The following is a 22,093-nucleotide window of genomic DNA, read 5'->3' as shown; positions in this document are numbered from 1 at the left end:
TCATGGCTTAAGACCCCCCCTTTATACTTTTCATGAAACCTTCAATGACCTCAACATACTCCGAATCACCGAATATACTCGTCTGCTCATCAATGACCTGCCTCATGTACTCATCAAACGTCTTGCTCATGTAGTCATAAACCCTCTCAACCTTCTCCCTAAACCTCTCATTACTGATTGGGTATGCCCTAAGGCCGACCCTGCCAAGGGCACTTCGTATGATCATCCAGTGGGCAATGACCTCCTTACTATATAATTTCGACACCTCACCCCCCCAACCCAGTAACTTGTTATGGAGCCAATAAATCTCCCTGGCGAAGTTCTTGGTTATCACAGCTAGGAACTATCCTCCCTACTCCTTATGGCCTCCCTGCACGCATTAACATTGCTAGGTACTTGCGTAGTTCATTGTATAGTTCCTCACGATCACTATACACCGATAAATTCGTTATAGCCATTACGAACTCCTTATCCCTGAGAAAGGCATCGCAGTCCTCATTAACGTATAGCCATAATGCCGTTGCCACACTATCGAGAATGCCCCCCCTGAAGAACCTCTCCTCAAGCTCCCTTAAGTCACCCTCGAACCTATTACCTAAATACTCACCGTCCAGTAACGCCTTGAGTCTCTTGAAATCAACTATCCCAGCGAACACTAACTCGCCATTAATGAAGATGCTCGGCACGGACCTGACGCCCCCCCTCTCCATGGCCGTGTATGGATCCCTGGACGTATCTATCACCCTAACCCTATCCAGGTAACCCCCCCACTGCTTCAATAACCTAATTAACGTGTGGCAAGTACTGCATGTCGGGTGTATGAATACCTCAATGTTTTGGGTGTTCACAGTTCCGTGGTCAATTAAGCCTTGTTTTTAAGGTAATTGCGGTTTTTACTGAATTTTTCAGCCTGTCGCATTTATGCCGAGCTTATTGAGCAATGACGTTGCATTACTGATTAGGTAGGTTCCATCTTGGACACTGGTTGCCTGTAATACCTGTGTCATGTTTATAGTTATCTGTTGCCCATTAATGTTAGATGAACCATACATACTTAATTCTATTAGGAGTGGTATCCCATCCTGTGTCATGCATACTTCGCCTATTATATTTATTGGTAATGAACCAAGGCCGGCTTCTATCGCAATGGGCATTATGGAACCTAGTGTTGTTGAGTTTCTTGATATGTAGCAATAGGCATTATAGCCAAGTAATTTTTGCGTGCCTGCGTATGTGAATTTTGAGTAATTGATAATGGGTAACATAAGACTTACCAGGTTAAAGGTTTGATTAATTGGGGAACAACCGGCGCTTGTGGGTCCAGCCGTGCAAAATATTGTTGTTCCATTACTTAATTTCGCGGTTACCATGTAAGCACCCATTTGCGGATAGCTTGACGAAATGACAAAGATGTACCTGTCAGTGGTTCCTTTTTGACTATATGTAAGGATGCCATTTTCCGTACTATTTTGATTTAATATGTTATAGTAAATGTAATAACTATAGCTGGCTGTGTAGGTGTTGTTACTTGTTCGTGCAAGCAATTCATTTAGACTTGGATGCATTTGAAGTACTACGACGATACCTATTATCACTATGGCCACCGCTATCACGGCTATTATTACGTACTTCATATTCATAACTAATGACCATAGCTTTCCAAACATGCCTATTAATAAATATTTACTATAATGTAATGTCGCCTTATGGCGCTCAGGTATTGCATTAAAACTTACACTGTACTCAGTGGTATACTAATAAGCAAAAACTATTATAATATTGAGCCATTAATGCTTAGTGGCCGACATATTCTACGATATTTACTATAAACGATTAATCGAACTTAACGGAGCTCACGGTATGAGGAGGATTAATGCAGCACATGATATGTTGAGTAGGATAATCAATGCCAGTGATATTAAGGATCTCTGGAAACCCCCCCTCCCAGTACTTAATAGGGCCAGTGATGCTAAGGCTGTCGCTGTTGATGGTGGTGTTAGGGAGCTTGAGCTTAGGGATGGGAGCGCCATAGTAATTGCGAGGGCTATTGCGGTTAATAATGCCGGTGAACAACCGACCAGAGATGTCATTGTGAATTGGGTACCAGTATTCACGCCATCTATTAAGTGGGTATTATTGTCGTACATAGAGAGCGAGGTTGCATTAAGGGCAATAACTGGTGGTAGGTACAGCTTTCTATTGCTGGATGGTAGTTTATACGCTAAGGTTACGGCATTGATTCACGAACTCATCTTAACCAAGGGATTCCTGGATCTCTATTACATACCTGAGGTAATAAGGGCCTTAGAAAGTCTGTATAATTTGCTTGACAGGGCTAGGGAACTAGGTGTTAATATTATTTTTGTAGCTAAGGACTCCAAGTTGAAGATCTTTAAGGACTACATATTGTTTAAGGCCCTTAAGGAAATCATACTTAGTGATGCGCCTTTTATCAATGTTAGTAAGGAGTTACTTGATGTACTTAATAGGGGGGGTATTGATTGGTATAGCATTGTCTGGATCAGGAATTATAGGAATAAGTTATTGTCATTGGCCAAGAACTATAATGGTGTTCATAAGGACCTGATTAGGATTGGCATTAGGATGGTGCTTAGTCAGTCGATATCTGATGTGATACTTCTGGAGGAATTGGCTAGGGGGGGGCAGGGTATCAGGATTGGAACGACTAGAAGGCTATTGATTGGTGCCATGGATGCGTACCTAAACCATAAGTCATTGACTCAGGTGGATAATCTCCTTAAGTTCATTAAGGATAGGATTGAGGATAGTGAGGGGGGGTTAAGGACTGTTGATGATTACGGTAACCTAGACATCGCCGATGAACTTAACAGGGTTAGGAGGGTATTGGTGAATTTTCCGAGGATAGTGATGACGTATGTTAAGTTCCATGAAAGCGATAGTCCAATTACGGTCGAGATACCGTATTATGACTGGCCAATGTTTAATCAGGGAGTTCCCTGGAAATTATTTTATGATAAAATAGACATTAATGATCACTTAAACTTATTAATGAGTATGTATAGAGATCCAATACATTATAATAAATTGCTTTGGCTTGCCCATGAGTATGCCAATTTCGGTGAGGATCAATTCCTTGAGTATGTAATGGCAGCTGTAAATAAGTTAAAGATACAAACAAAGAGGAGGTTTGGTATGGCGTTTAATATTGATTTAAATCCTCAGCCCGAGGAGGCCCAGGATTAATCGTCTATTGCCTTAGAAATGAATAAGGTATCTGATTACTCCCCCCCTATAGCCCGCAAGTCTTATGATGTCTATCTCAACATAGCTTACGTACTTAAATGCTATAATTTTAAGGAAGTTCTTAATACCATTCACATGGATATAGACTGAGTATATCACGTTGCCTTTATTCTCCATGGCCGTGCCGTCAATCTCGTTACTGAGTAGGTCTGGTAATTCAAGTTCGTTGTATTGCCATGGATCGGCATCAAGCCTTATTGCATATAATTTCTCAATTGTTTTTCTACCAAGCTTTAACTCATTTATCTTATTCATTATGACCTTCTCATCAACATTGAGCGGCAAGGTTAGGTATGTTATTTCCTCATTAACAAAGAACTTGTGCGGAGGCACCCTAAATGAATTAACCTCCACACCATCTATGGTTTCTTTAACCTTCACTGATTGTCTTAAGTATTCAGGAATTGAAGATGACATCGCCTTCAAAGGGAGGACTAAGTAGGCTAGATTAAAAAGCTATCTTTATCGTGTCTCATCTACGAATAATGGCCTAATTAATGTGATCTCAACCTCATCACCCTCATCAAAACCCTCCCTATTCTCAGGAACAACAAGGATACCATTACCCCCCCTAACCAAAGTACTAAGTATGCCACTACCCGTCAATGCCAATGGCTCAACATAGACCCTACCATCCCTACCCAGGTAAACCCTAACCCTAACGAAAGACCTAGTATTAACGGGAGTTGAAACCCTCCTAGTTAGGACCCCCCCCTTAATGACTGGTTTGGGATCATCAATGGCACCCATCATGTGCAGCAAAATAGGCCTTACCAATACATCAAAACCAGTTGCCGCAGCCACGGGAAAACCACTAAGCATGAAGATGGGCTTACCATTAACCACTGCTATACTATTTGGTCTTCCAGGCCTGATTGAAAGTCCATGGTTTAAATACTCAGGGTTTAACCTTGACACGGCCCTTATGGTATAATCGACCTTACCCACGGATACTCCGCCCGTCGTAATTACAGCATCATAATCCTTAAGGGCGTTACCCACAGTACTCGCAATCCCATCCTCATTATCACCAACAATGCCCAAGTAATTCGGTTCACAACCAAGGGATTTAAGTAACCCCCCCTCAATCACAAACCTTGAACTATTAATCACCCTGCCAGGCGGTGGCCCATTAACCGGTACATCCGTTACCTCCATGAGCTCATTGCCGGTACTTATTATTGCAACCCTCGGTGAGAACACCTTAACCCTGTAAACACCCATTGACGCCAGCACCCCCCCTAAATCCCAGGAAGAATCTTCATCCCCCCCCTCCTATACATCACCTCATTTGCCCTAACATCCTCCCCCCCCTCCTTGATACGTTACCCATGGGTGGTACGGGCCTCAGCACTTCAACGTAATCGCCAGACCTTCGTGTATCTTCGTACATGACCACGGCATCCGCGTTGATGGGTAATGGAGCGCCTGTGCTTATCTCAACTGCCTCACCTGGATTTAATGAGTACTTACCTGGGTCATCACCGACGGCCATGAATCCCACGACCCTAAGCGTTATTGGGTTTGTTGGCGAGGCACCAAACGTATCCGCACTCCTCACGGCGTATCCATCAACTGCAGACCTGTTGAATCCGGGTACGTCAAACCTAGCCGTTATATCCTCGGCAATGTACTTATTCAGCGACTCGCTTAGGGTTACCTCGATTATCCTGGGTACATGCCTAATGTACTTAATGGCCTCATTAAGTACCTGGTCTATGGTCTTCGTAGCCTTGAATCCCATGCTAAGGCCCTAGTGCTTTTTATGGCATTTAACTTTAATCAGGTTATTAAAATGGCTTAAAAATGAGGGTTATGCAATAATTACGTGAGCTCCACTTACCTAAGGATGCCGCCTAGGATTAAGGTTCTCGAGGCCCTTGGGGCCCTTGCTGATGGTAGGGTTGAGGTGATTAATGATAAGGAGGCAGTGGTTAAGTCCTCAGATGGTACGAGGATGTATAAGGTCTATGTGGATGTTTCCAAGAGGGAGGTTGATAGTACGGATAATGGAACCGTGCATAGGGGCTACATTGGTTACCCAATAATCTCGTTCCTAATGCTTAAGAAGTTATTGCCGATTAATGAGGAGCTGATGCAGTCATTGAAGGGCATACCCTGGAGAAGGTTAAATGAGGAGTATAGGAGCTACGCCAGGGTTATGGAAGTGATAATTAAGGATAAAGGGCTGAATGAAAACGAGGTGAATAAGTACATTGACCAGGTATTATCAGTGCTGAGGCGCATGAACCTAAAGCGGGCTCAAAAGTACAACGAGGTTATTGAGGAGTAAGAAGGGATGATGGACTTCGGCTTTCACTGCATTGGGCCGTAGATCCTGAATGGGCACTTACCGTTAAACTCACATACGGCGCATTTACCAATTGATGGCGCAGCCCTAGGTTCCCTACGCATTAGCCAATAATCAAGGGCCCACCTAAGGTGCGCCTCTATTGACCTGTCGAATTCGTTAATGTACATTGTGTAGTCCCTAAACCTGACCTTGGCCGGCAACTCCACGGCACTCATTAGGTACTTAATTGCGTTGGAAAATATATCCCTACGTAGTTTCTCCGTAATACCCACATCACGCTTCATCTTCACCACCATAACGAGAGGATCAACGCCTAAGCCCAGCTTGTTAATTAAGTATGCATACAACTGCGCCTGCACATACTCACTATCAAATAACCTGTCCAACCACCTATTACTCGTCTTTAACTCAATGACAGCCTTGGCAACACCCCTCATAAACACTACGGCATCTGGTATGCCAATTACGTTAATTCCGCCTATATTAATCATTAATGGTAACGTCGCAACTACAAACTCATTACTCTTGACAGCATTAATGAACTCCTCCTCATTAACTCTCCTACCCTGAATACCTCGTCATGAATTAATATGCCTGTTTCCATGCTGGAGTTTGAACTCTGCCCTCAATTATTGACAAATGTAACTTGTATTCACAATAAAGTTGTTGGGCTATTTCAGAGACGGTTACGCGATCCCGACCAAACCTAATAACCGAATTACTCACAAAGATACGCTAATTCATTCCCTAATCATTAATAAGAATAATGCATATAATTAATTAAATTGATTTAATTGCCTAATCCTTAACGGCTATAACGGATATCTCCACCAAAGCACCACTGGGTAAATTACTCACCTCAACAGTAATACGTGCCGGCGGGCTTTCCCTGAAGTACCTTGAATAAACCTCATTAAATTCTGAGAACTTGCTCAAGTCCTTGAGTGCTACAAAGACCCAAGCAACGTTACTCAACGAGTAACCGGCGGCCTCGAGAATGGCCTTAATATTCTCGAGAACCCTCTCAGTTTGTTCCTTAATGCCGCCCTTGACTAACTGCCCCGTGGATGGATCAATGGGTATCTGCCCACTGACGAATAGGAAGTTGCCAACCTGCACGGCCTGTGAGTATGGGCCTATTGGTTTAGGCGCCTTCTCCGTAAATACCGTTGCCCTGGGCATTATTAAGGATTAATGCCACGTACTTTAAAGCATTATGGTTTCTCAATATTGAAGTTAAAGCCGAGCTCCCTAAGCCTATTGATGACCTTACCTGCGGCATCCTCCTCAGGCGGTAGTTCCACGATGAATGAGACCTCTGCGTAGCCTGGCGTTATTGTTGGGTCGAACCTCTCATGGAAAACATCAAGCACGTTAACCCCCCCTAGTTCGCCTAGGGTTGTCGTGACCTTACCAAGCATGCCCGGCCTATCCGGCAATAAACCACTTATCTTTACAATCCTGCCCTCGAGGGCCAACGCCTTACTAATTACCCTGAACAGCATACTCATGTCAATATTGCCACCACTTACAACAGCAACCACATTACCACTAACCTTAACCTTATTACTTATCAGGGCAGCCACACTGGCGGCGCCGGCGCCTCCGCTATGACCTTCACGCTCTCGGCTATGGTGAGTATTGCCTTAGCAATTTCTAGGTCATTTACCAGGACTATATCATCGAGCAATTCACTCATTAATTTGAAGGTTAGGTCACCAATCCTCTTAACGGCTATGCCATCAGCTATTGTATCAACTCTCTCCACGGTAACTATCTTACCACTTTTAAGGCTTAGGTAGGCCCCCCCTGGCGCACCCTCGCTCTGTACCCCCCCGATAACCCTAACCTTGGGATTAACGGTCTTAATCACGGATGCAATACCTGAAATTAAGCCTCCACCGCCAATTGGTACAATTACGTAGTCGATATTATTAAGGTCCTCAAGTATTTCAAAGCCTATAGTTCCTTGACCAGCTATTACATCAGGGTCGTTATAGGCATGTACATAGTAAGCCCCTAATTCCTTCGCCAACTTTGTGGCGTAATCCTCAGCCTCGCTATATGATTCTCCATGAAGTATCACGTCAGCTCCATACTTCCTGGTCCTCGCTATCTTAATCCAGGGGGGGTGTACTGTGGCATGACCACCGTTGCCTTAATACCAACTAAACTTGCTGAGTATGCCACGCCCTGTGCATGGTTACCCGCTGATGCTGTTACAACATGCCCAGCACCAAGCCTATTAGCAATATTGTTAATTGCGAAATAGGCGCCCCTAACCTTAAATGACCCGGTTTTCTGAAGGGCCTCGAGTTTTAACCAAACATTTGCACCAGCTATACCGCTTAATGTCTCGGATCTTATCAACGGCGTTCTATGTATAAGGCCCCCCCTTGCCTGTGCGTCCTTAATTACCTTCAGCGCCTCAAGAGATCTCTCGTATATTTCACGTGGTGTTGTCATCTCTTGTCAATACGTTAATCATCTATATTAACCTTACCTACCTTAACCTGAACCCTTAAATGACCCCCCCCGAACAAAACCCCCCCAGTAATGGTTAAGTTAAGTAATGATGCTCTAAGGAGGATTATTTTTACGAACCTAGGTATTGAGGATGGAGACGTCATAATTGGTCCTAGGGTTGGCGAGGACGCGGCAATAGTGAAGGTTGGCAATAAGTACATGGCCGTACACACTGACCCAATAACGGGCGCTGCCGAGGGCATTGGCTGGTTTGCGATAAATATCGTGGCAAATGACATAGCGGTTAGGGGGGGTATTAAGCCAAGGTGGTTTCTCCTGACCTTGTTATTACCGCGTGATGTTGATGAGGATGGTATTAAGGCAATAATGTCTGATGTTAATAAGGCACTCAGTGAACTGGGTGGTTCATTAATTGGAGGTCACACTGAGTATACACCGGGTATTGATAGGGTTATTGCATCAACCATGGCCATCGGCATTGGCGATCGCTATGTAACAACCTCAGGGGCTAAACCAGGTGATTTGGTCCTTGTTACTAAGTACGTGGCTTTAGAGGGAACGGCTGTGCTGGCCAGTGATTTTACGGATGAATTATTAAGTAGGGGTGTTCCCAAGGAGGTTATTTATAGAGCAAGGAATTTACTTAGGGAGATAAGTATTGTTAAGGAGGCCCTTGAGCTAGCCGATATTGCGAATTCAATGCATGACCCAACCGAGGGCGGTTTACTTCAGGGATTACTTGAGGTTGCCGAGGCCAGTAATGTGCGGTTAAAGATTGATGTGGATAAAATACCCATATTACCGGAGACCAAACAAATATTTAATGCATTGGGTATTGATCCCCTTAAATCCCTAAGTTCCGGAATGCTTATAGCCACTATACCGAGAGAGCGAATGCAAGATGCAATTAGTAGGCTAGGTAGATTAGGTGTTAATTATTCGGTAATTGGTGAGGTTATGAATGGAGAACCTGGTGTTGAATTGGTTAGTGGTGGCGAGGTAGTGGGGGGGAAAGTTCGTGGATTCATTACTGATGAGGTTATGAAATTGTGGCATGGGAGGTACGGCAAGTAAATACACCACTGTTGAGTTTCATATTTAAATATATGAATATAATGTACATACCAATATGGAGATCTCCACGCCACCCAATTGGGACGTGGCAATAAATAGGGCGAAGGCTGCTAATGTAATCGTCTTTGAAATACTAAGGAAGTACCCATACCTAATGGATCTGGCAAAGGAACTTAGGAAGGCAAAGGAGGAAGTTATTAGAAACTTTGATTATTACATAGAACTGACCAGGAAATCCGTGGAGGGATTAGGCGGTAGGTTCTACCTCGCCGAGACGCCTGAGGAGGCTAGGGAAATCGTGGGTAAGATAGTGGGTAACGGCAAGGTTATTGTCATGAGTAAGAATAACGTGGCCACGGAGACGGAGCTTAGGCCATACCTTGAGAAGTTGGGTAATGAGGTTTGGGAGACTGACCTTGGGGAATTCCTGGTGCAAATAGCCAATGAGGAACCAAGCCACATACTGGCGCCTGCCCTTCACATGACTAAGGAGAGAATTGCTCAAATAATGAAGGAGAAGCTCGGAATCGACGTACAGCCAGACCCAGTCGCCATTGCCCAGAGGGCCAGGGAATTCCTTAGGGACAAGTTCTTCAGGGCTAATGTGGGCATTACCGGGGCCAATGCCATAGCGGCCGACACGGGCGCGGTATTACTTGTCGAGAATGAGGGTAACATAAGAATGACCAGTGTACTTCCTCCGGTACATATTGTGTATGACGGTATCGAGAAGATCGTGCCCACACTATACCATGCAATGGTCGAGACCCTCGTGCAGGCGGCGTATGCGGGGCTTTACCCACCAACATACGTGAACCTAACCGCCGGACCTAGCAGTACTGCCGATGTTGAGTTGTACAGGGTATCACCTGCCCAGGGACCTAAGGAGTTCCACATGGTACTTGTGGACAATGGGAGGAGAAAAGCCGCAAAGGATCCAGTGCTTTGGGAAATACTGCTCTGCATAAGGTGTGGCAGGTGCAGCATGCACTGCCCAACCTACTGGGCCATAGGTCCAAGGTTCGGTAAGCCACCGTACACGGGGCCTATGGGTATCCCATGGACAGCCGTGACTAGGGGGGGCATAATGGAGGCAGGACCAGCCGCGATGCTCTGCACCCACTCTGGTAATTGTAAGGAGGTATGCCCAATGGGCATTGACCTACCTAAGTTAATATTGTATGTTAAGAATGAATATCTAAAACAAATAATGAGGAAATAATCATTTGAGATCTTTCAACTTTAAAGTAACGCAATTATTATTAATATTATCAGTATCGCCACGGCCAGCGTAACCAGAATCATCTCAAGGTAAGTCCTTAAGTAGCCTCTCTGTATCGTCCTTATGTACCTCGACAATGCGGTTGTTGCGTCTGGTATAATGAAGTTGAAGAATATATCAATGCCCCTGTAAATGTAGAATGCGGCAAGCGTTAGTATAGAGCCAAAGCCCGCTAAAACCACATCCATAAAGGCTTGTATATAATACCTCCTCTCGAAGATCTTCGTTATTAATCCTAAATTACCAACCTAGGCCTTATCAGCGCGACTACGAATATTACCCACAAGACAATACCTATGGCAATAACCACAGGATCTTTACCCGCCTCAATGATTATGTTTGGCGTTAATACAAAGGGTATTGCCAGGGCCGCCAGTGCCGCAGTACCTGTTATTACGTAGGCAGCAACCATCAATGGGTACTTCCCATGCTCCTCATGAACATGCGGCACCTCACCCTTAATAAAGTTTAGGGATGTGAACCTCGCCAGGAAAGCCACGTAGGCCAGGCTAGCCAGTAGCATTAGTATGTACGCGCCGTAGCCAACCACGGATATAGTCTCCGTAGCCACCTCATCCATAGCTGCGTGTATCCAATAACCAGCTAGTGGTGGCACACCGCCAAGGGATATGGCTGCGGCTAACGTGGCGTAGAACGCAAGCTTCATTCTCCTGCCCAACTCTAGGTTACCCATGTTGAACCTCGTGTGTGTTACGTGTATTAAATGCCCACTCACTAGGAATAACGTCGCCTTTGATAACGCATGGACTATTAAGTATGAGAATGCTACTAGAACCGCTAAAGGCACTACGTATTGACCAATGTTTATTGTTGCAAATGGTGATTGTGGTATAAACGGCGTTAATGCGGTCACGCCCATCATGAAGCCTAGTGAGGACATTGTGGATCCCGCCAGGATAACCTTCCTCTCATCAATCATCATCGCAAACAACGCGCCGAGTAAGGCCGTTAGGAGTCCTACGTAGACCGTCACTAGGTACATGATCTCAACGCCTGGGTAGGTGATAACGCCAGCTGCGTAGAGGGACTCGGTTAATCTCATGAATATGTAAACGCCTGCTGCGACCATCGTTGCCGAGTGAAGTAATGCTGAGACTGATGTTGGGCCTGTCATTGCTGTGAGCAACCAATCATTGAATGGAACTTGAGCGCTCTTGGTGTACGGACCAAACATAAAAGCTAGTAGTAGGGCTACGGTACCACCAATGCCGAGTGTTGATATTACATGTGACCAGTTTATGGCTGAGACACCACTTACCGGCGTTAGTATTAGGGAACCACCCAGTATACCTATTGCGGCTATTGCGCCGAGCATCGGCATGTCGCCGAACCTTATTGTGGCTATTGCCCTATAGGCTGCATATGACGGTGTTGTCCAGGCCGGCTTATCGAGAATTAATTTCTCACCAAATCTACCAACGTAGGATAACTCATCATCATCCTTATACCAATGCCCTATCAATGCCCATGAACTAAAGCCAAGTCCTTCCCATCCAATAAACATGAACAATAAGTCATTAGCATACACAGTAAGTAACATGGATGCAGCAAAGAGATTATAGAAGAACCAGAACCAACCAAGTCTGTAATCATTGGCTAGGTAATCAAGACTGTAAATGCCGATTATGAAGCCAGCCAGGCCGTTAGTAGGCCCATGTTTCGACTGAGGAAATTAACTACGAATGACACATATATGGTAATACTACCACCTGAGGTTGGTAGGATCATCCATGGCATATTATAAGCTACAATTTTCCACGGGAATGCAACCTCTATGTACGTAGCTATTAATGCAGAGATCCCAAGACCAATAACTGCTAAGTAGGCCAGTGGCCTAGCCTTCCTTGGGTCTTGGTTAAATAACCAGTAAATAGCTATTGGTGCTGCAAGTATTATAGGTGATAATAGCATTAATCCCATTAATTCACCAAGTAAACTTGAGAACATTACCATCACCTCATTATCATGCCAATACTCATTAATATTGAATGCACGATATATGTTGACGCTGGTGGGAATAAAAGTATTATCGCAGCTAGACCAAGCACGTATAATGGTATTACGAGCTTAGGATCAACATTAACCTTATGATAATTACCCCTAGGTTGTCCATAAAATACCTGCTTCAGCGTCCAAAAGCCGTAGTATCCCGTTAATACAAATATTGCGGCTAAACCAACGGCTAAACCAATAAATACCCATAGTGGGTATGATGGTAGTATGACATTCACTAAGCCGAGAAATAGGTAGAATTCAGCGAGCATTGATAGAGTTAATACTCCAGAAAGAGCCATCCAGCCAAGCACCGCAGCCGCACCGACTGATGGTATATATGTTTGTAACCCGCCCATCTTCCTTATATCAAACTCCTCATAGTAAACAATTATTGAGGCCGCGGTCATGAAGAGGACTGTTTTGCCGAATAAATGCGATATGTAATGCATTGTTAACCCAAGTATTCCGTAAGAACCTAATGCCAGCCCTATTAGTAGGTACGTGGAGTTTGCCGCTGTTGAGTACGCCAACAACCACTTATAATGATATTGATGCCTAATTACGCCAAGGCTTATTATGATACCGCCAACTATGGCATAAATAAGTATTGGTAATCTAAACTCATCGATGAAGTATGGGGGGGAGATGATGTAGATCCTTGCTAATACGTAAGCCATTAAACCAACGAGACCCGATATCAGAGCTGCGACTGGTGTTGGGTGAGAACCGTGGACCCAGGGTATCCACACATGCGGACCGAAGCTTGGTAACTTAATTAGTAATCCAATGAACATCAGTGCCCATGCTATGAGCGATATGTTCTTTATCGCGGCGAGGTCCATGGTATTATTCTCTAGGGCAACCAGGACTGCGCCTATTAAGAATAATGTGCTCGCCAGCATTCCATATACGAAGTACAGAAGCGCTATCCAGCGCCTTGATTTGCCCTGGGTATCATAGCCATAGTAATAAATTAGTATGACCGGTGTTATTAATGATACTTCAAGGGCTATATACATTAATAGTAGGTTGTATGAGTATATTAGTAATTCCATGCTTGCAGCACATAATGTGAAGAGTAGGTAGTATACGTCGAATTGCTCAGGTAGTTCCAGGACATGGAATCTATGCTTCATGTATGGATAAGAGGCAATCTCTAGTGCAACCCCCCCCACAAGTGCTATTGCTAGGCCAAAGGCGTTGCTGAGACCATCACTTATTAAATATATCATGCCTATTGGTTTCGGCAAGTAACCAAGGGGGGGTATTAAGTAAGTTTTACTGAGCGCTAGTAGGTATGAGGCATATACGAAAAGTGGTGCAAAAGAGGCCGAGGTAATTATCATGGCCGCCCTACTAAATTTTTTACCTATCGCCCCCCCGGCTATTACTGAGGCTATGAAGGGTAAGGCTAATGACGCTATTAGTATGGGGGGGTCACTGTGTATTGGTATCATGCGGTATCACCCTGGTTCAACGCCTCATTATTTGATGAGTCCTTTAACGTATTTTTTACGTAATACCTATGTAATTGGATGCTATTCATAAGCATACGTGCCTTAAGGAGAGACCGTATTTTTAAGTACTACCTTCATTTATTACCTTAAGGACTAAAAATAAAGGCCTTCATAATTTACGTTCCATTAATGCAGGTGTTTAGGCCGTACATTGACCATGGGAAATCGGCAAGTTTCCTAGATGATTTAAGGCTTGGTAAGCAGAGGGTTGAGGCTAAGCAGGTAATACTTGCAATACTTAGGAAGCTCGGTATTCTCAGGGATGGCAGGGCCGGTTGGCTTAATCACCCAATAGTCCTAATGTACTTTAATAATGGGCGCCCATACCTAGATGACTTAATCAAGTACTTCTACTCCGTTGTTAATGAGTGGGAGCGCAGGGGCTTTGTGAATAATATTTCGTTAAGTGATGTTGAGCCGTTAATCAAGCATATTAATTATGAGTTGGGGACACCGGTGACTGAGGTTATGGCTCGGGAATACCGTAGGGTATTACTACTTAAGGACCCTTGTTATTACGTAAATAAATTAAGTACTGATGAGCTGCTTGAGTTACTGAATACGGAGCCTGTGTACTTTAAGGGCATTAATACGTGGATTAGGGATGTCTATGACTCATACATTGAGTTCATGAGCATGCTCAGGAGAGGCCAGGTATCCTGCAGGTCAATATTCCCGAGGAGGTGAGTCATCCTTCTCGCCCGTCACTCATCACTACTCAGAACCAACGCGCCTAATCACCAATTAATGCAATTCGCATATGTTTATAAGCCCTAATTCACATTGATAAGGCTGGACAGAGGATATGGGCTGGACAGAGCTGTTGCAGGGCTTGGTTAAGGAGGGGGGGTCATCCTCAAATCATAGAGGACTCGTAGTCCTCGTAGGCACTGATGAGGAAAAACTTGCCAAGTACGCCGCTGAAGCCCTCAGGGTATTCTCATCAATGGTTAAGGAACCGCATGGACTGTACATGTATCAACCCGAATATTCAGATGCGCAGAGGAGAATGAGTAAGTTTAAGGAGTTCATTGAGGGGGGGATTCCCGTAAGTATTGACTATAGGCCATATAAGGATACGGATAAGCTCCTCGGCACCACCGTCGACTTTGCAATCCTTGACTTAATGAATGACCTAAAGCCAAATGATGTCGGTAGGTTAGGAGGCATTGTTAAGGGTGGTGGTGTTTACGTATTCATGGTACCACCACTGGATGAATGGGTTAGGCAATTAACGAAGTTTCAGCAAAGCCTGTTGGTCCCGCAGTATAGGCCTGAGGATGTTAGGCATTTCCTGAAGATTAGGTTCTGGAATAAGTTAATGGGCATGAGCAAGGCGTTAATAATCAACGTTAATAATGATGAGGTAATCAAGGAACCCGTCATTGGTGATTCACAGCCTTGGAAGCCAAGGGAGATAGTGATGCCAGAGAGGATTAGGTTTTCGAAGGCCATTTACGAACTGGCTAAGACTCAGGACCAGGTCGAGGCCCTTAAAGCAATGGAGATACTGCTGGAGAGGCCTCCGAGGGGGGGTAAGAAGGTGGATGTTGTGTTGATAGCGGATAGGGGGGGTAGGGGGGGTAAGTCGGCAATCATTGGCTTGGCGCTGGCGGCTCTTGCTCATAGGCTTAGGAAGGTTAAGGGTAGGGCCAGGTTCGCAGTCACGGCAATGAACCCGAGCAATGTATCAACGCTGATGGAGTTCGTGATAAAGGGCCTTAAGGCGTTGAATTACGATGTAGACGTGGGTTACTGGGGGGGTGGTGATGTCGTTTCGGTTAAGGTTGGCATCTCTATCTTCATAGATTATGTGAGGCCGTACGACATGCTTAGTGAGGAGGGTAGGGATATCGTCGTAGTTGATGAGGCTGCGATGATACCGCTCCCAGTGCTATATGGGATACATGAGAGGTTTAGCAGGGTTATATATGCATCCACCATACATGGTTATGAAGGCGCCGGTAGAGGCTTTAGCCTTAGGTTCCTTAAGTACTTGCATGAGGATAAGAACACAAAGGTTATTGAGTATGAGCTTAAGGAGCCAATTAGGTATGCACCCAATGACCCAGTGGAGCAGTGGTTATTTGATACTCTATTACTTGATGCTGAGCCTGCGAAGATAACTGAGGAGGATTATGAATTAATAAATAGACATGAGTTTAATTACTTGATTCCAGATCTTAAGGAGTTCTTTCTATTAAGTGAGGATAGGTTAAGGCAATTCTTTGGTATTTATGTTCAGGCCCACTATAGGAATGAACCTGATGACTTGGGAATGATGATGGACGCGCCCCCCCATCACTTCATAAGGGCCTTAACACTTGGTAATGGTAAGATCGTGGTGTCCGTGGAGTTGGCCGAGGAGGGTGGCATAGGCGATGACTTGATCGACATGGTTGTGAGGGGACTAAAATTGCCTGGAAATATAATACCGGACAGGCTAATTAAGTATTGGGGGCTCACGGACTTTGCTAAGTTAAGGGTTGGAGGATTATTAGGATTGCGACACACCCCCCCGAGCTTCAGGACAAGGGCCTTGGTACTGAAATGCTTAGGAGGATTGAGGAGGAGGCTAAGGAAAAGGGCATTGATTGGGTTGGTGTTGGTTTTGGCGTCAACGCTAAGCTACTGAATTTCTGGATTAGGAATGGTTACATGCCAGTCCACATAAGCCCTGAGAGGAATCCAATAAGTGGTGAGTATAGTGTATTGCTTGTTAAGCCAATAAGTGAGAAGGCCAGGGATGCTGCTATCTATGCAAATAAGGAGTTTAGGCTAAGGCTTCTTAATTCATTGCAGGGTCCGTTCCATGACATGGAACCTGACGTTGTTAGAATGCTATTGACTGATTGGGGACAAGCCCTGGACCCCCCCAATTATGGTCCTAGACTCACTGAGGCTCAGGCAAGGCGCTTAATTGCGTACTCATGGGGTCCAATGACCTATGAGAATACGGCAGATGCGATAACAGAGCTTGTTAAGACGTACTACCTTAGGAAGGGCATTGATAATATCGCATTGCCGCAATACTATGAGGAGACCTTGATTTGTAAGGTGTTACAGGCAAGACCTTGGAGGGAATCAGCTAAGGTTCTTGGTATCAGGAAGTCAACGCTTATGCTCATGCTCAGAGAGGTAGTTAAAGTTCTCATCCAATACTATGTAAAGTATATCGAAATACCGGAATATATGATAAGTGTTACTAAATCGCAAAAAAGAGGTAAGTAGTTTTAGAGTGTTAGCTTTAAAATTAGTTGCTAATTCATTGAATGCATGGCTAAAAATGGTAAGAGAAGAATCGTGATCGAGGTGGATGAGCATCAATACGAAGAGTTAAAAAGGCTCAAGCAAGCATCCCATTCAAAGAATTGGGCTGATCTGCTCATTAAGTGCCTTGATAACTCATTAATTATAGCCGAGATAATGGCTATTCATAATGATATTAAGGATATGAATAAGGCCATAAATGAAATCTCTAGATTAATTAGGGAAGAGACGTAATAGCGCGTCTCATGTATACCCAATGTTATTCGCACAAGTAAAGAATAAATATAGCTTAATTAATGAGAATCTGAATGTTAGTGCTATTATTTAATACGATTGAGGATGCCATAAACAAATTGAGCATCATTAAAGACCAATTATTAAACCTGAGGGAACACTATGGATTAATTAAGGAGAGAATGAAGGAAAACGCCGAAACTGAGGAGAGACTTGTAAGGCTTGGTTTTCAGCCATCCCACCGTGTAATAACGGTCCAGGCCATACCTCAGATTATAAATATACACATAATGCCTCACTCAGCATGGCTATTAAATAAGTTAGGTGCAATAGAGAATAATATTAATTACGTTATAAATGAAATTGAAAAGATAAGCAATTATTTAAATAGAATTAAAGATAGGAATGCATCTATTATGATAATAATAGATTATACAAATAAGAAGACTAGGTTGGTGATAATGCCATGAGCACCAACGTAGACATAAGCATAGAAATCGATGAACTATACAAGAGAGTACTGGAGAATAAGAAGAGAGTTACGGAATACGTTAAGGGCCTCTATGAAGTATATAGCAAGATCACCGGCATTGCAGACCTACCGGTGAAAAGTGAAAAAATACTTATCGACATACCTAACTCAATTCCAATAATAATATATAAGAGACCATCGAGGGAGGCCTATAGGGAATTGTTCTCAAGAGCTATACAACTCCTTAAGCTGGAATATGCGGTTTACGAGGTCCTTGAGGGTAGGCTAAGCAAGCTTAAGGATCACGGTCTTAAAGCCATGGTTAGGTACTTCGCTGATGTACCATCTCTGGTGGTGATCGACCTTGATAGTGCTAAGAAGTGATAAATTAAAGAACACGATCCTAGATCTTGGTAGTAGGCTTAATGAAATACTGCAAGTTCTCAATGAGATGTATGCAATCAATCTTGATAACGAGACTGTGAACAAATTAATAAGGGAATTAAGGAGTAAGTCATCTTCAGCCAGGTATACTAAGGGTGGCACGAATGTAACATCTAAGGTGGGTGATATTGAGGTTATTTACGTGTTAACGGCCAGTGGTTATAAGGATATAATTAGGGACGCAATTAATTATTACACAAATGTGCTCATGGCTATTAAGCAGGTTACGGAATTTAGCGAAAAACTCGGTATAGGCGATAATTATACGGTTATTATTGATGGTTCATCGATAGACGTAATCATAGGTTACTCATTACCTGATGTGTCAGATTTACCATTATTGACTCTATCGAACATTAAGGAGATGGCGGAAATACCCAGCGTTTTGGTTGGCATTACTGGCTTGACTGCCGATGAGTTGGCTAAGGTAATGGTAACTATTGATAAATTGATCTCCTCAATGAGCACTGGCTCAAATAGCTTTGAAACAGTTGTGAAAATAAGTGATATAAATTACCCAGAACCCTTTAAGAAAATTGAGGAATTGATTGGTGGTACGCATGATCATCGAGATCAAGAGATATAACTCGTTGAATGAGATGATTCAATCCCTAAAGAACGAACTAAGTAATTCATATAGGTTCATGTACATGCTTAAGCAGAATTGGAATGAGATACTAGGTACTGAAAGCAGCACTACATTGGCAAGCGAAATATCAGAAAATATTAGATTTATTGATGGTTCCTCAGAGGTGTTTTCCGTGAGAATTGTCTATAAGCCGGGCACCAATACGAGAAATAATGTGATTAATGATGTTGCTGGATATATGCAGAAAAAATCAGCAATTATAAAGTCGGTAATCGATAGACTCGAGTCGCTCTACATCGATAAGGATCGCCCAATAATTGCATTACTTGTTGATTCAATACCAATAATGATAATTATGCAGGGTGAGGAGGGCGCCTAATTTTACCTATTAATCATTATGAGCTTCCTTGGTACCCCCCCATCAACGTATACAACCAACACCTGCGAATTACCCATGTATTGAGAAATATCATTATCATGCACTAACCTCTCAACTATATTGTTAAACTCATTAACATAGTTACTTATTAATTGAGTATCGTTCATTAACTCATTGGCTATCTCCTCTGGCCTTACATAAACTACTAATCTCTCTTCGACAACCTTTGTCTTCTTCTGTTTCTTAAAGACTGACTCCTCCTTAAGGGTTAAACCAAGCATTGCGGCTTTACTCTCATATTGCCTAGCCCTTAATAGGAATGGGACCTCCTTGTTCATGCTCTCTGCAATTCCTTTAATGTCCATGAATCTTCTTGAGATACTTATTATAGCGTCCGTCCAACCATCATAGTACTCAATCCAGCTACCCAATGTCTCATTAGTTGATGCACCGGATTTTAGCTCATTAATTGTTTCATTAATAAGCCTATCCAAATCCTCGGGTTTAATTTCAGTCCTCTTCTCAACCTTCGGCTTACTACTGATGTTACTCGGCCTTTTAATTCCTCTTTGACCCTGCTTTAATCCAAGGAGTGATCGTACATCCACATTCATGTACTTACTTGCTAATATGGATATTCCATAGCCTACGGCTAAGCCAATTACCGGAAGTATTATGTATTTAATACCAAGGTATTGGTTAATTGAGAAATTAGGCAGTATGTAGGGTATTAGCATCAATATTGCGTAAATACCAAGAAGCGGTATTATAACCGTTAACGGCGGCCTAATCAAGCCTAGTACAATCATACCAATCATTATTGCGATTATTAATATGGGTATTGGTATTATCATGAGCCTTCACCTAAGGTCAGTGGTTGCGATAATAAAACCCTGCTTGGTATTCCATTCTCTAATTCGAGTAGTACGATACCCGTATAATTACCGTCGTTGAATATGCTCTTTATTTCCTCAAGTAGCGTGTTTATGGCTTTGATTCTTATATCGATTTTTTCGGCTAATCCCCCCCTGATCTCCGTTATTCTTTCTCTCTTTATTGTGAGACTACCATCCTTATCTATCTCAATTATATCCACAAGCGAATCCTTGCTTAATTCCTCCTCTATTACCTTCTTAGCTATTAATAACTTATTCAATTCCTCACTTAAATACTTAACCAGGGAATTAATATCCTTAAACCTGAGCAACGCTCTCAACCTCGCTCACCTTGCCGAAGACATGGTTAAGTACTAAGTCTGGGTTCGTATAGTATGCCTGCACATACATTGAAACATCCTCGAAGTTATACACCTCATTCTTCACCATCCAATTAACAATCTTAGCCCTGGTCTCTATCTCCCTGAGTAGTTCGTCGACATCCTTACCAGTCATGTCACTTATCTGCCTAATTAAGACGCTCTTGTCCACGTATGACTCGTGAGTATCGGTTCTCGGGTTCCATCTAAACACTGTGTTAAACCTAATCTTGTCACCATCCATGTAAACCTCACCAACCTCAGTAACCCTCCTTGTTAGCCTACCGCCGATCTTAACCCTCTTAATCATGACGAATATGTTCATGGCGGGTATGTAGGCCGGTGGTATGTTCATTGGTGGCTCATGAGCCTATTAACGGCAGCCTCAAAGGACTCCGCGTGCATTGTCGATATGCCACTGTGGCCTGTGTTCACGGCTTGGAACAATACGTAGGCCTCCTCACCCCTGATCTCACCAACGATTAGGTAATCAGGCCTCATTCTAAGTGTCGCCTTAACCAGGTCAAATAGCGTGATCTCATTTATCTTCTCAGCGCCGTAACTCTGCCTGGTGACGAGTCTGACCCAATTCTTATGAGGCAGGTTTATCTCTGGGACCTCCTCAACGGTTATTATCTTCATGTGGGGCTTAATGAACGTTGCCATGGCATTGAGGAAACTCGTCTTGCCGGCGCCCGTGACACCAAGCACCAGGAATGACCTACCATTATCAAGCATCACCCAGAAGTAACCAGCAATCTCGGCACTAATGTTACCGTACCTAACCAGCTCCGTGAACGTTAACGGATTCTTCCTAAACTTCCTTATCGTGAATGTCGAACCACCCGGCGAGACCTCCCTCCTATACGTAACGGCTATCCTAGAACCATCAGGCAGCTGGGCATCAACTATTGGCGTCGCTACTGAAACGTGCCTACCGGACATGTGTATTAACTTAACGACTAAGTCGTCAAGGGCTTGGTCGGTCATTGGCACGATGTTTGTTGGTATGGACTCATACTTCCTATGAAATACATAGACGGGCCTGCCGACGCCGTCGCATGATATATCCTCAATATTCTCATCCCTCATTAAGGCATCTATTGGTCCATAACCGAGCAAGTCCCTCTCCATGTAGTATAGAAACTTGGCAAAGGATGATGACTGTACATTCCTGAAGAGTCTCCTATACCTACCAACTATCTTCTTCAGTTCATTGAGTAGGTAATTCTTAACATCGCCCATCTTCATTAAATCCTCAGGCGGTGGTAATTCGAGCATGACGATCCTCACCAACTCCTTATACACCTGCTGTTCAATTGAATCAAGTGTTATCTCCTCCAGGTAGTACATAATGTCTCCGGTCCTTTCGTCTTGAATTATTGTGGCATATGCAAACGGTTCGTATAATGAGTACCTCTCCAGTTCCTTGAATTGTCCTACTGGCTTTATTAACTGAAAGTCTAAACTCATTC

Annotated in this window: 26 protein-coding genes and 2 pseudogenes; 11 read left to right on the top strand and 17 right to left on the bottom strand. The window is 43.6% G+C overall.

The genetic code is table 11. The features are described 5' to 3' along the window. Positions 1-7: 7 nt before the first annotated feature. Genes JCM11216_RS16410 through JCM11216_RS04695 form a run of 3 tightly spaced genes read right to left on the bottom strand, consistent with a single transcriptional unit; the run spans position 8 to position 1,667 of the window. Positions 8-334: a hypothetical protein gene (locus tag JCM11216_RS16410; RefSeq protein WP_243675195.1), complete on the bottom strand. Its 327-nt coding sequence runs from the start codon at positions 332-334 to the stop codon at positions 8-10. Positions 335-359: 25 nt separating this feature from the next. Beyond that, positions 360-848 (bottom strand): thioredoxin family protein, encoded by a 489-nt coding sequence (locus tag JCM11216_RS16405; RefSeq protein WP_243675194.1) that lies wholly within the window; start codon positions 846-848, stop codon positions 360-362. A gap of 57 nt (positions 849-905) precedes the next feature. After that, complete coding sequence (locus JCM11216_RS04695; RefSeq protein ID WP_243675193.1) at positions 906-1,667, bottom strand: hypothetical protein; 762 nt, start codon at positions 1,665-1,667, stop codon at positions 906-908. 130 nt (positions 1,668-1,797) lie between these two features. Here JCM11216_RS04695 and JCM11216_RS04690 point away from each other — a divergent pair, with 130 nt between their 5' ends. Further along, the gene (locus tag JCM11216_RS04690) at positions 1,798-3,225 is read left to right on the top strand and encodes a DNA double-strand break repair nuclease NurA (RefSeq protein WP_054853453.1); all 1,428 of its coding nucleotides are present in this window, start codon (positions 1,798-1,800) and stop codon (positions 3,223-3,225) included. 12 nt (positions 3,226-3,237) lie between these two features. Here JCM11216_RS04690 and JCM11216_RS04685 read toward each other — a convergent pair whose 3' ends face one another. Genes JCM11216_RS04685 through JCM11216_RS16395 form a run of 3 tightly spaced genes read right to left on the bottom strand, consistent with a single transcriptional unit; the run spans position 3,238 to position 5,029 of the window. Further along, positions 3,238-3,702: a hypothetical protein gene (locus JCM11216_RS04685; RefSeq protein ID WP_054853452.1), complete on the bottom strand. Its 465-nt coding sequence runs from the start codon at positions 3,700-3,702 to the stop codon at positions 3,238-3,240. A 45-nt stretch (positions 3,703-3,747) separates the two neighbouring features. Then, a complete protein-coding gene (locus JCM11216_RS16400) occupies positions 3,748-4,521 on the bottom strand; it encodes a molybdopterin molybdotransferase MoeA (RefSeq protein ID WP_243675192.1) in 774 nt (257 codons plus the stop codon). 46 nt (positions 4,522-4,567) lie between these two features. Further along, entirely contained in the window at positions 4,568-5,029 is a 462-nt protein-coding gene (locus JCM11216_RS16395) for a hypothetical protein (RefSeq protein WP_243675191.1), read from the bottom strand. Positions 5,030-5,113: 84 nt separating this feature from the next. On the opposite strand from JCM11216_RS16395, the gene JCM11216_RS04675 reads away from it, so the two are divergent. Beyond that, entirely contained in the window at positions 5,114-5,578 is a 465-nt protein-coding gene (locus tag JCM11216_RS04675) for a hypothetical protein (RefSeq protein ID WP_243675190.1), read from the top strand. Between the two features lie 23 nt (positions 5,579-5,601). Here JCM11216_RS04675 and JCM11216_RS04670 read toward each other — a convergent pair whose 3' ends face one another. From JCM11216_RS04670 to ilvA, 3 genes and pseudogenes are all read right to left on the bottom strand, one after another. Then, positions 5,602-6,090, bottom strand: coding sequence for a hypothetical protein (locus JCM11216_RS04670; protein ID WP_243675189.1), 489 nt, complete (start codon positions 6,088-6,090; stop codon positions 5,602-5,604). A 307-nt stretch (positions 6,091-6,397) separates the two neighbouring features. Next, the gene (locus tag JCM11216_RS04665; RefSeq protein ID WP_054853451.1) at positions 6,398-6,781 is read right to left on the bottom strand and encodes a RidA family protein; all 384 of its coding nucleotides are present in this window, start codon (positions 6,779-6,781) and stop codon (positions 6,398-6,400) included. A 32-nt stretch (positions 6,782-6,813) separates the two neighbouring features. Continuing rightward, positions 6,814-8,065: pseudogene (gene ilvA, locus JCM11216_RS04660) on the bottom strand (threonine ammonia-lyase). A 90-nt stretch (positions 8,066-8,155) separates the two neighbouring features. Here ilvA and JCM11216_RS04655 point away from each other — a divergent pair. Beyond that, a complete protein-coding gene (locus JCM11216_RS04655; RefSeq protein WP_054853450.1) occupies positions 8,156-9,160 on the top strand; it encodes an AIR synthase family protein in 1,005 nt (334 codons plus the stop codon). Positions 9,161-9,215: 55 nt separating this feature from the next. Continuing rightward, on the top strand, positions 9,216-10,382 hold the full coding sequence (locus JCM11216_RS04650; RefSeq protein WP_054853449.1) for a lactate utilization protein B: 1,167 nt from the start codon (positions 9,216-9,218) through the stop codon (positions 10,380-10,382). A 20-nt stretch (positions 10,383-10,402) separates the two neighbouring features. On the opposite strand, the gene JCM11216_RS16390 is transcribed toward JCM11216_RS04650, so the two are convergent. The 4 genes from JCM11216_RS16390 to JCM11216_RS04640 form a co-directional block, all read right to left on the bottom strand. Then, positions 10,403-10,630, bottom strand: coding sequence for a hypothetical protein (locus JCM11216_RS16390; protein ID WP_243675188.1), 228 nt, complete (start codon positions 10,628-10,630; stop codon positions 10,403-10,405). A gap of 47 nt (positions 10,631-10,677) precedes the next feature. Beyond that, the gene (locus JCM11216_RS16385) at positions 10,678-11,967 is read right to left on the bottom strand and encodes a proton-conducting transporter membrane subunit (protein WP_243675187.1); all 1,290 of its coding nucleotides are present in this window, start codon (positions 11,965-11,967) and stop codon (positions 10,678-10,680) included. A gap of 119 nt (positions 11,968-12,086) precedes the next feature. Next, complete coding sequence (locus JCM11216_RS16380) at positions 12,087-12,410, bottom strand: hypothetical protein (protein WP_243675186.1); 324 nt, start codon at positions 12,408-12,410, stop codon at positions 12,087-12,089. 5 nt (positions 12,411-12,415) lie between these two features. Beyond that, complete coding sequence (locus JCM11216_RS04640) at positions 12,416-13,915, bottom strand: complex I subunit 5 family protein (protein ID WP_243675185.1); 1,500 nt, start codon at positions 13,913-13,915, stop codon at positions 12,416-12,418. A gap of 189 nt (positions 13,916-14,104) precedes the next feature. Between JCM11216_RS04640 and JCM11216_RS04635 the strand changes: the two genes are divergently transcribed. The 7 genes and pseudogenes from JCM11216_RS04635 (at position 14,105) to JCM11216_RS04605 (ending at position 19,363) form a co-directional block, all read left to right on the top strand. Further along, the gene (locus tag JCM11216_RS04635) at positions 14,105-14,662 is read left to right on the top strand and encodes a pyrimidine dimer DNA glycosylase/endonuclease V (protein WP_054853448.1); all 558 of its coding nucleotides are present in this window, start codon (positions 14,105-14,107) and stop codon (positions 14,660-14,662) included. A 118-nt stretch (positions 14,663-14,780) separates the two neighbouring features. Beyond that, a pseudogene (locus JCM11216_RS04630) lies at positions 14,781-17,206 on the top strand (tRNA(Met) cytidine acetyltransferase TmcA). Positions 17,207-17,251: 45 nt separating this feature from the next. Then, positions 17,252-17,479 (top strand): hypothetical protein, encoded by a 228-nt coding sequence (locus tag JCM11216_RS04625; protein WP_054853447.1) that lies wholly within the window; start codon positions 17,252-17,254, stop codon positions 17,477-17,479. A gap of 74 nt (positions 17,480-17,553) precedes the next feature. After that, positions 17,554-17,949 (top strand): hypothetical protein, encoded by a 396-nt coding sequence (locus JCM11216_RS04620; protein WP_054853446.1) that lies wholly within the window; start codon positions 17,554-17,556, stop codon positions 17,947-17,949. Then, positions 17,946-18,335 carry a hypothetical protein gene (locus tag JCM11216_RS04615; protein WP_054853445.1) on the top strand — a complete coding sequence of 130 codons (390 nt, stop codon included), beginning with the start codon at positions 17,946-17,948 and terminating at the stop codon, positions 18,333-18,335. The genes JCM11216_RS04620 and JCM11216_RS04615 overlap by 4 nt, the downstream gene beginning before the upstream one ends. After that, the gene (locus JCM11216_RS04610; RefSeq protein ID WP_243675243.1) at positions 18,322-18,981 is read left to right on the top strand and encodes a hypothetical protein; all 660 of its coding nucleotides are present in this window, start codon (positions 18,322-18,324) and stop codon (positions 18,979-18,981) included. Before JCM11216_RS04615 ends, JCM11216_RS04610 begins: the two co-directional genes overlap by 14 nt. Beyond that, positions 18,956-19,363, top strand: coding sequence for a hypothetical protein (locus tag JCM11216_RS04605; protein ID WP_054853443.1), 408 nt, complete (start codon positions 18,956-18,958; stop codon positions 19,361-19,363). The genes JCM11216_RS04610 and JCM11216_RS04605 overlap by 26 nt, the downstream gene beginning before the upstream one ends. A gap of 2 nt (positions 19,364-19,365) precedes the next feature. Here JCM11216_RS04605 and JCM11216_RS04600 read toward each other — a convergent pair whose 3' ends face one another. Genes JCM11216_RS04600 through JCM11216_RS04590 form a run of 4 tightly spaced genes read right to left on the bottom strand, consistent with a single transcriptional unit; the run spans position 19,366 to position 22,091 of the window. Beyond that, positions 19,366-20,217, bottom strand: coding sequence for a hypothetical protein (locus JCM11216_RS04600; protein WP_054853442.1), 852 nt, complete (start codon positions 20,215-20,217; stop codon positions 19,366-19,368). Next, positions 20,214-20,579, bottom strand: coding sequence for a hypothetical protein (locus JCM11216_RS04595; RefSeq protein ID WP_054853441.1), 366 nt, complete (start codon positions 20,577-20,579; stop codon positions 20,214-20,216). Before JCM11216_RS04595 ends, JCM11216_RS04600 begins: the two co-directional genes overlap by 4 nt. Continuing rightward, positions 20,557-20,973 (bottom strand): hypothetical protein, encoded by a 417-nt coding sequence (locus JCM11216_RS16375; RefSeq protein ID WP_243666391.1) that lies wholly within the window; start codon positions 20,971-20,973, stop codon positions 20,557-20,559. Before JCM11216_RS16375 ends, JCM11216_RS04595 begins: the two co-directional genes overlap by 23 nt. Further along, the gene (locus JCM11216_RS04590) at positions 20,970-22,091 is read right to left on the bottom strand and encodes a type II/IV secretion system ATPase subunit (RefSeq protein WP_243675184.1); all 1,122 of its coding nucleotides are present in this window, start codon (positions 22,089-22,091) and stop codon (positions 20,970-20,972) included. Before JCM11216_RS04590 ends, JCM11216_RS16375 begins: the two co-directional genes overlap by 4 nt. Between the last annotated feature and the right edge of the window lie 2 nt (positions 22,092-22,093).

The organism is Vulcanisaeta distributa JCM 11216 (genome assembly GCF_001315985.1).
Classification (GTDB): Archaea; Thermoproteota; Thermoprotei; order Thermoproteales; family Thermocladiaceae; genus Vulcanisaeta; species Vulcanisaeta distributa_E.
The sequence above is the reverse complement of the archived record's forward strand: the minus strand, read 5'-3'. Positions and strand labels throughout refer to the sequence as shown.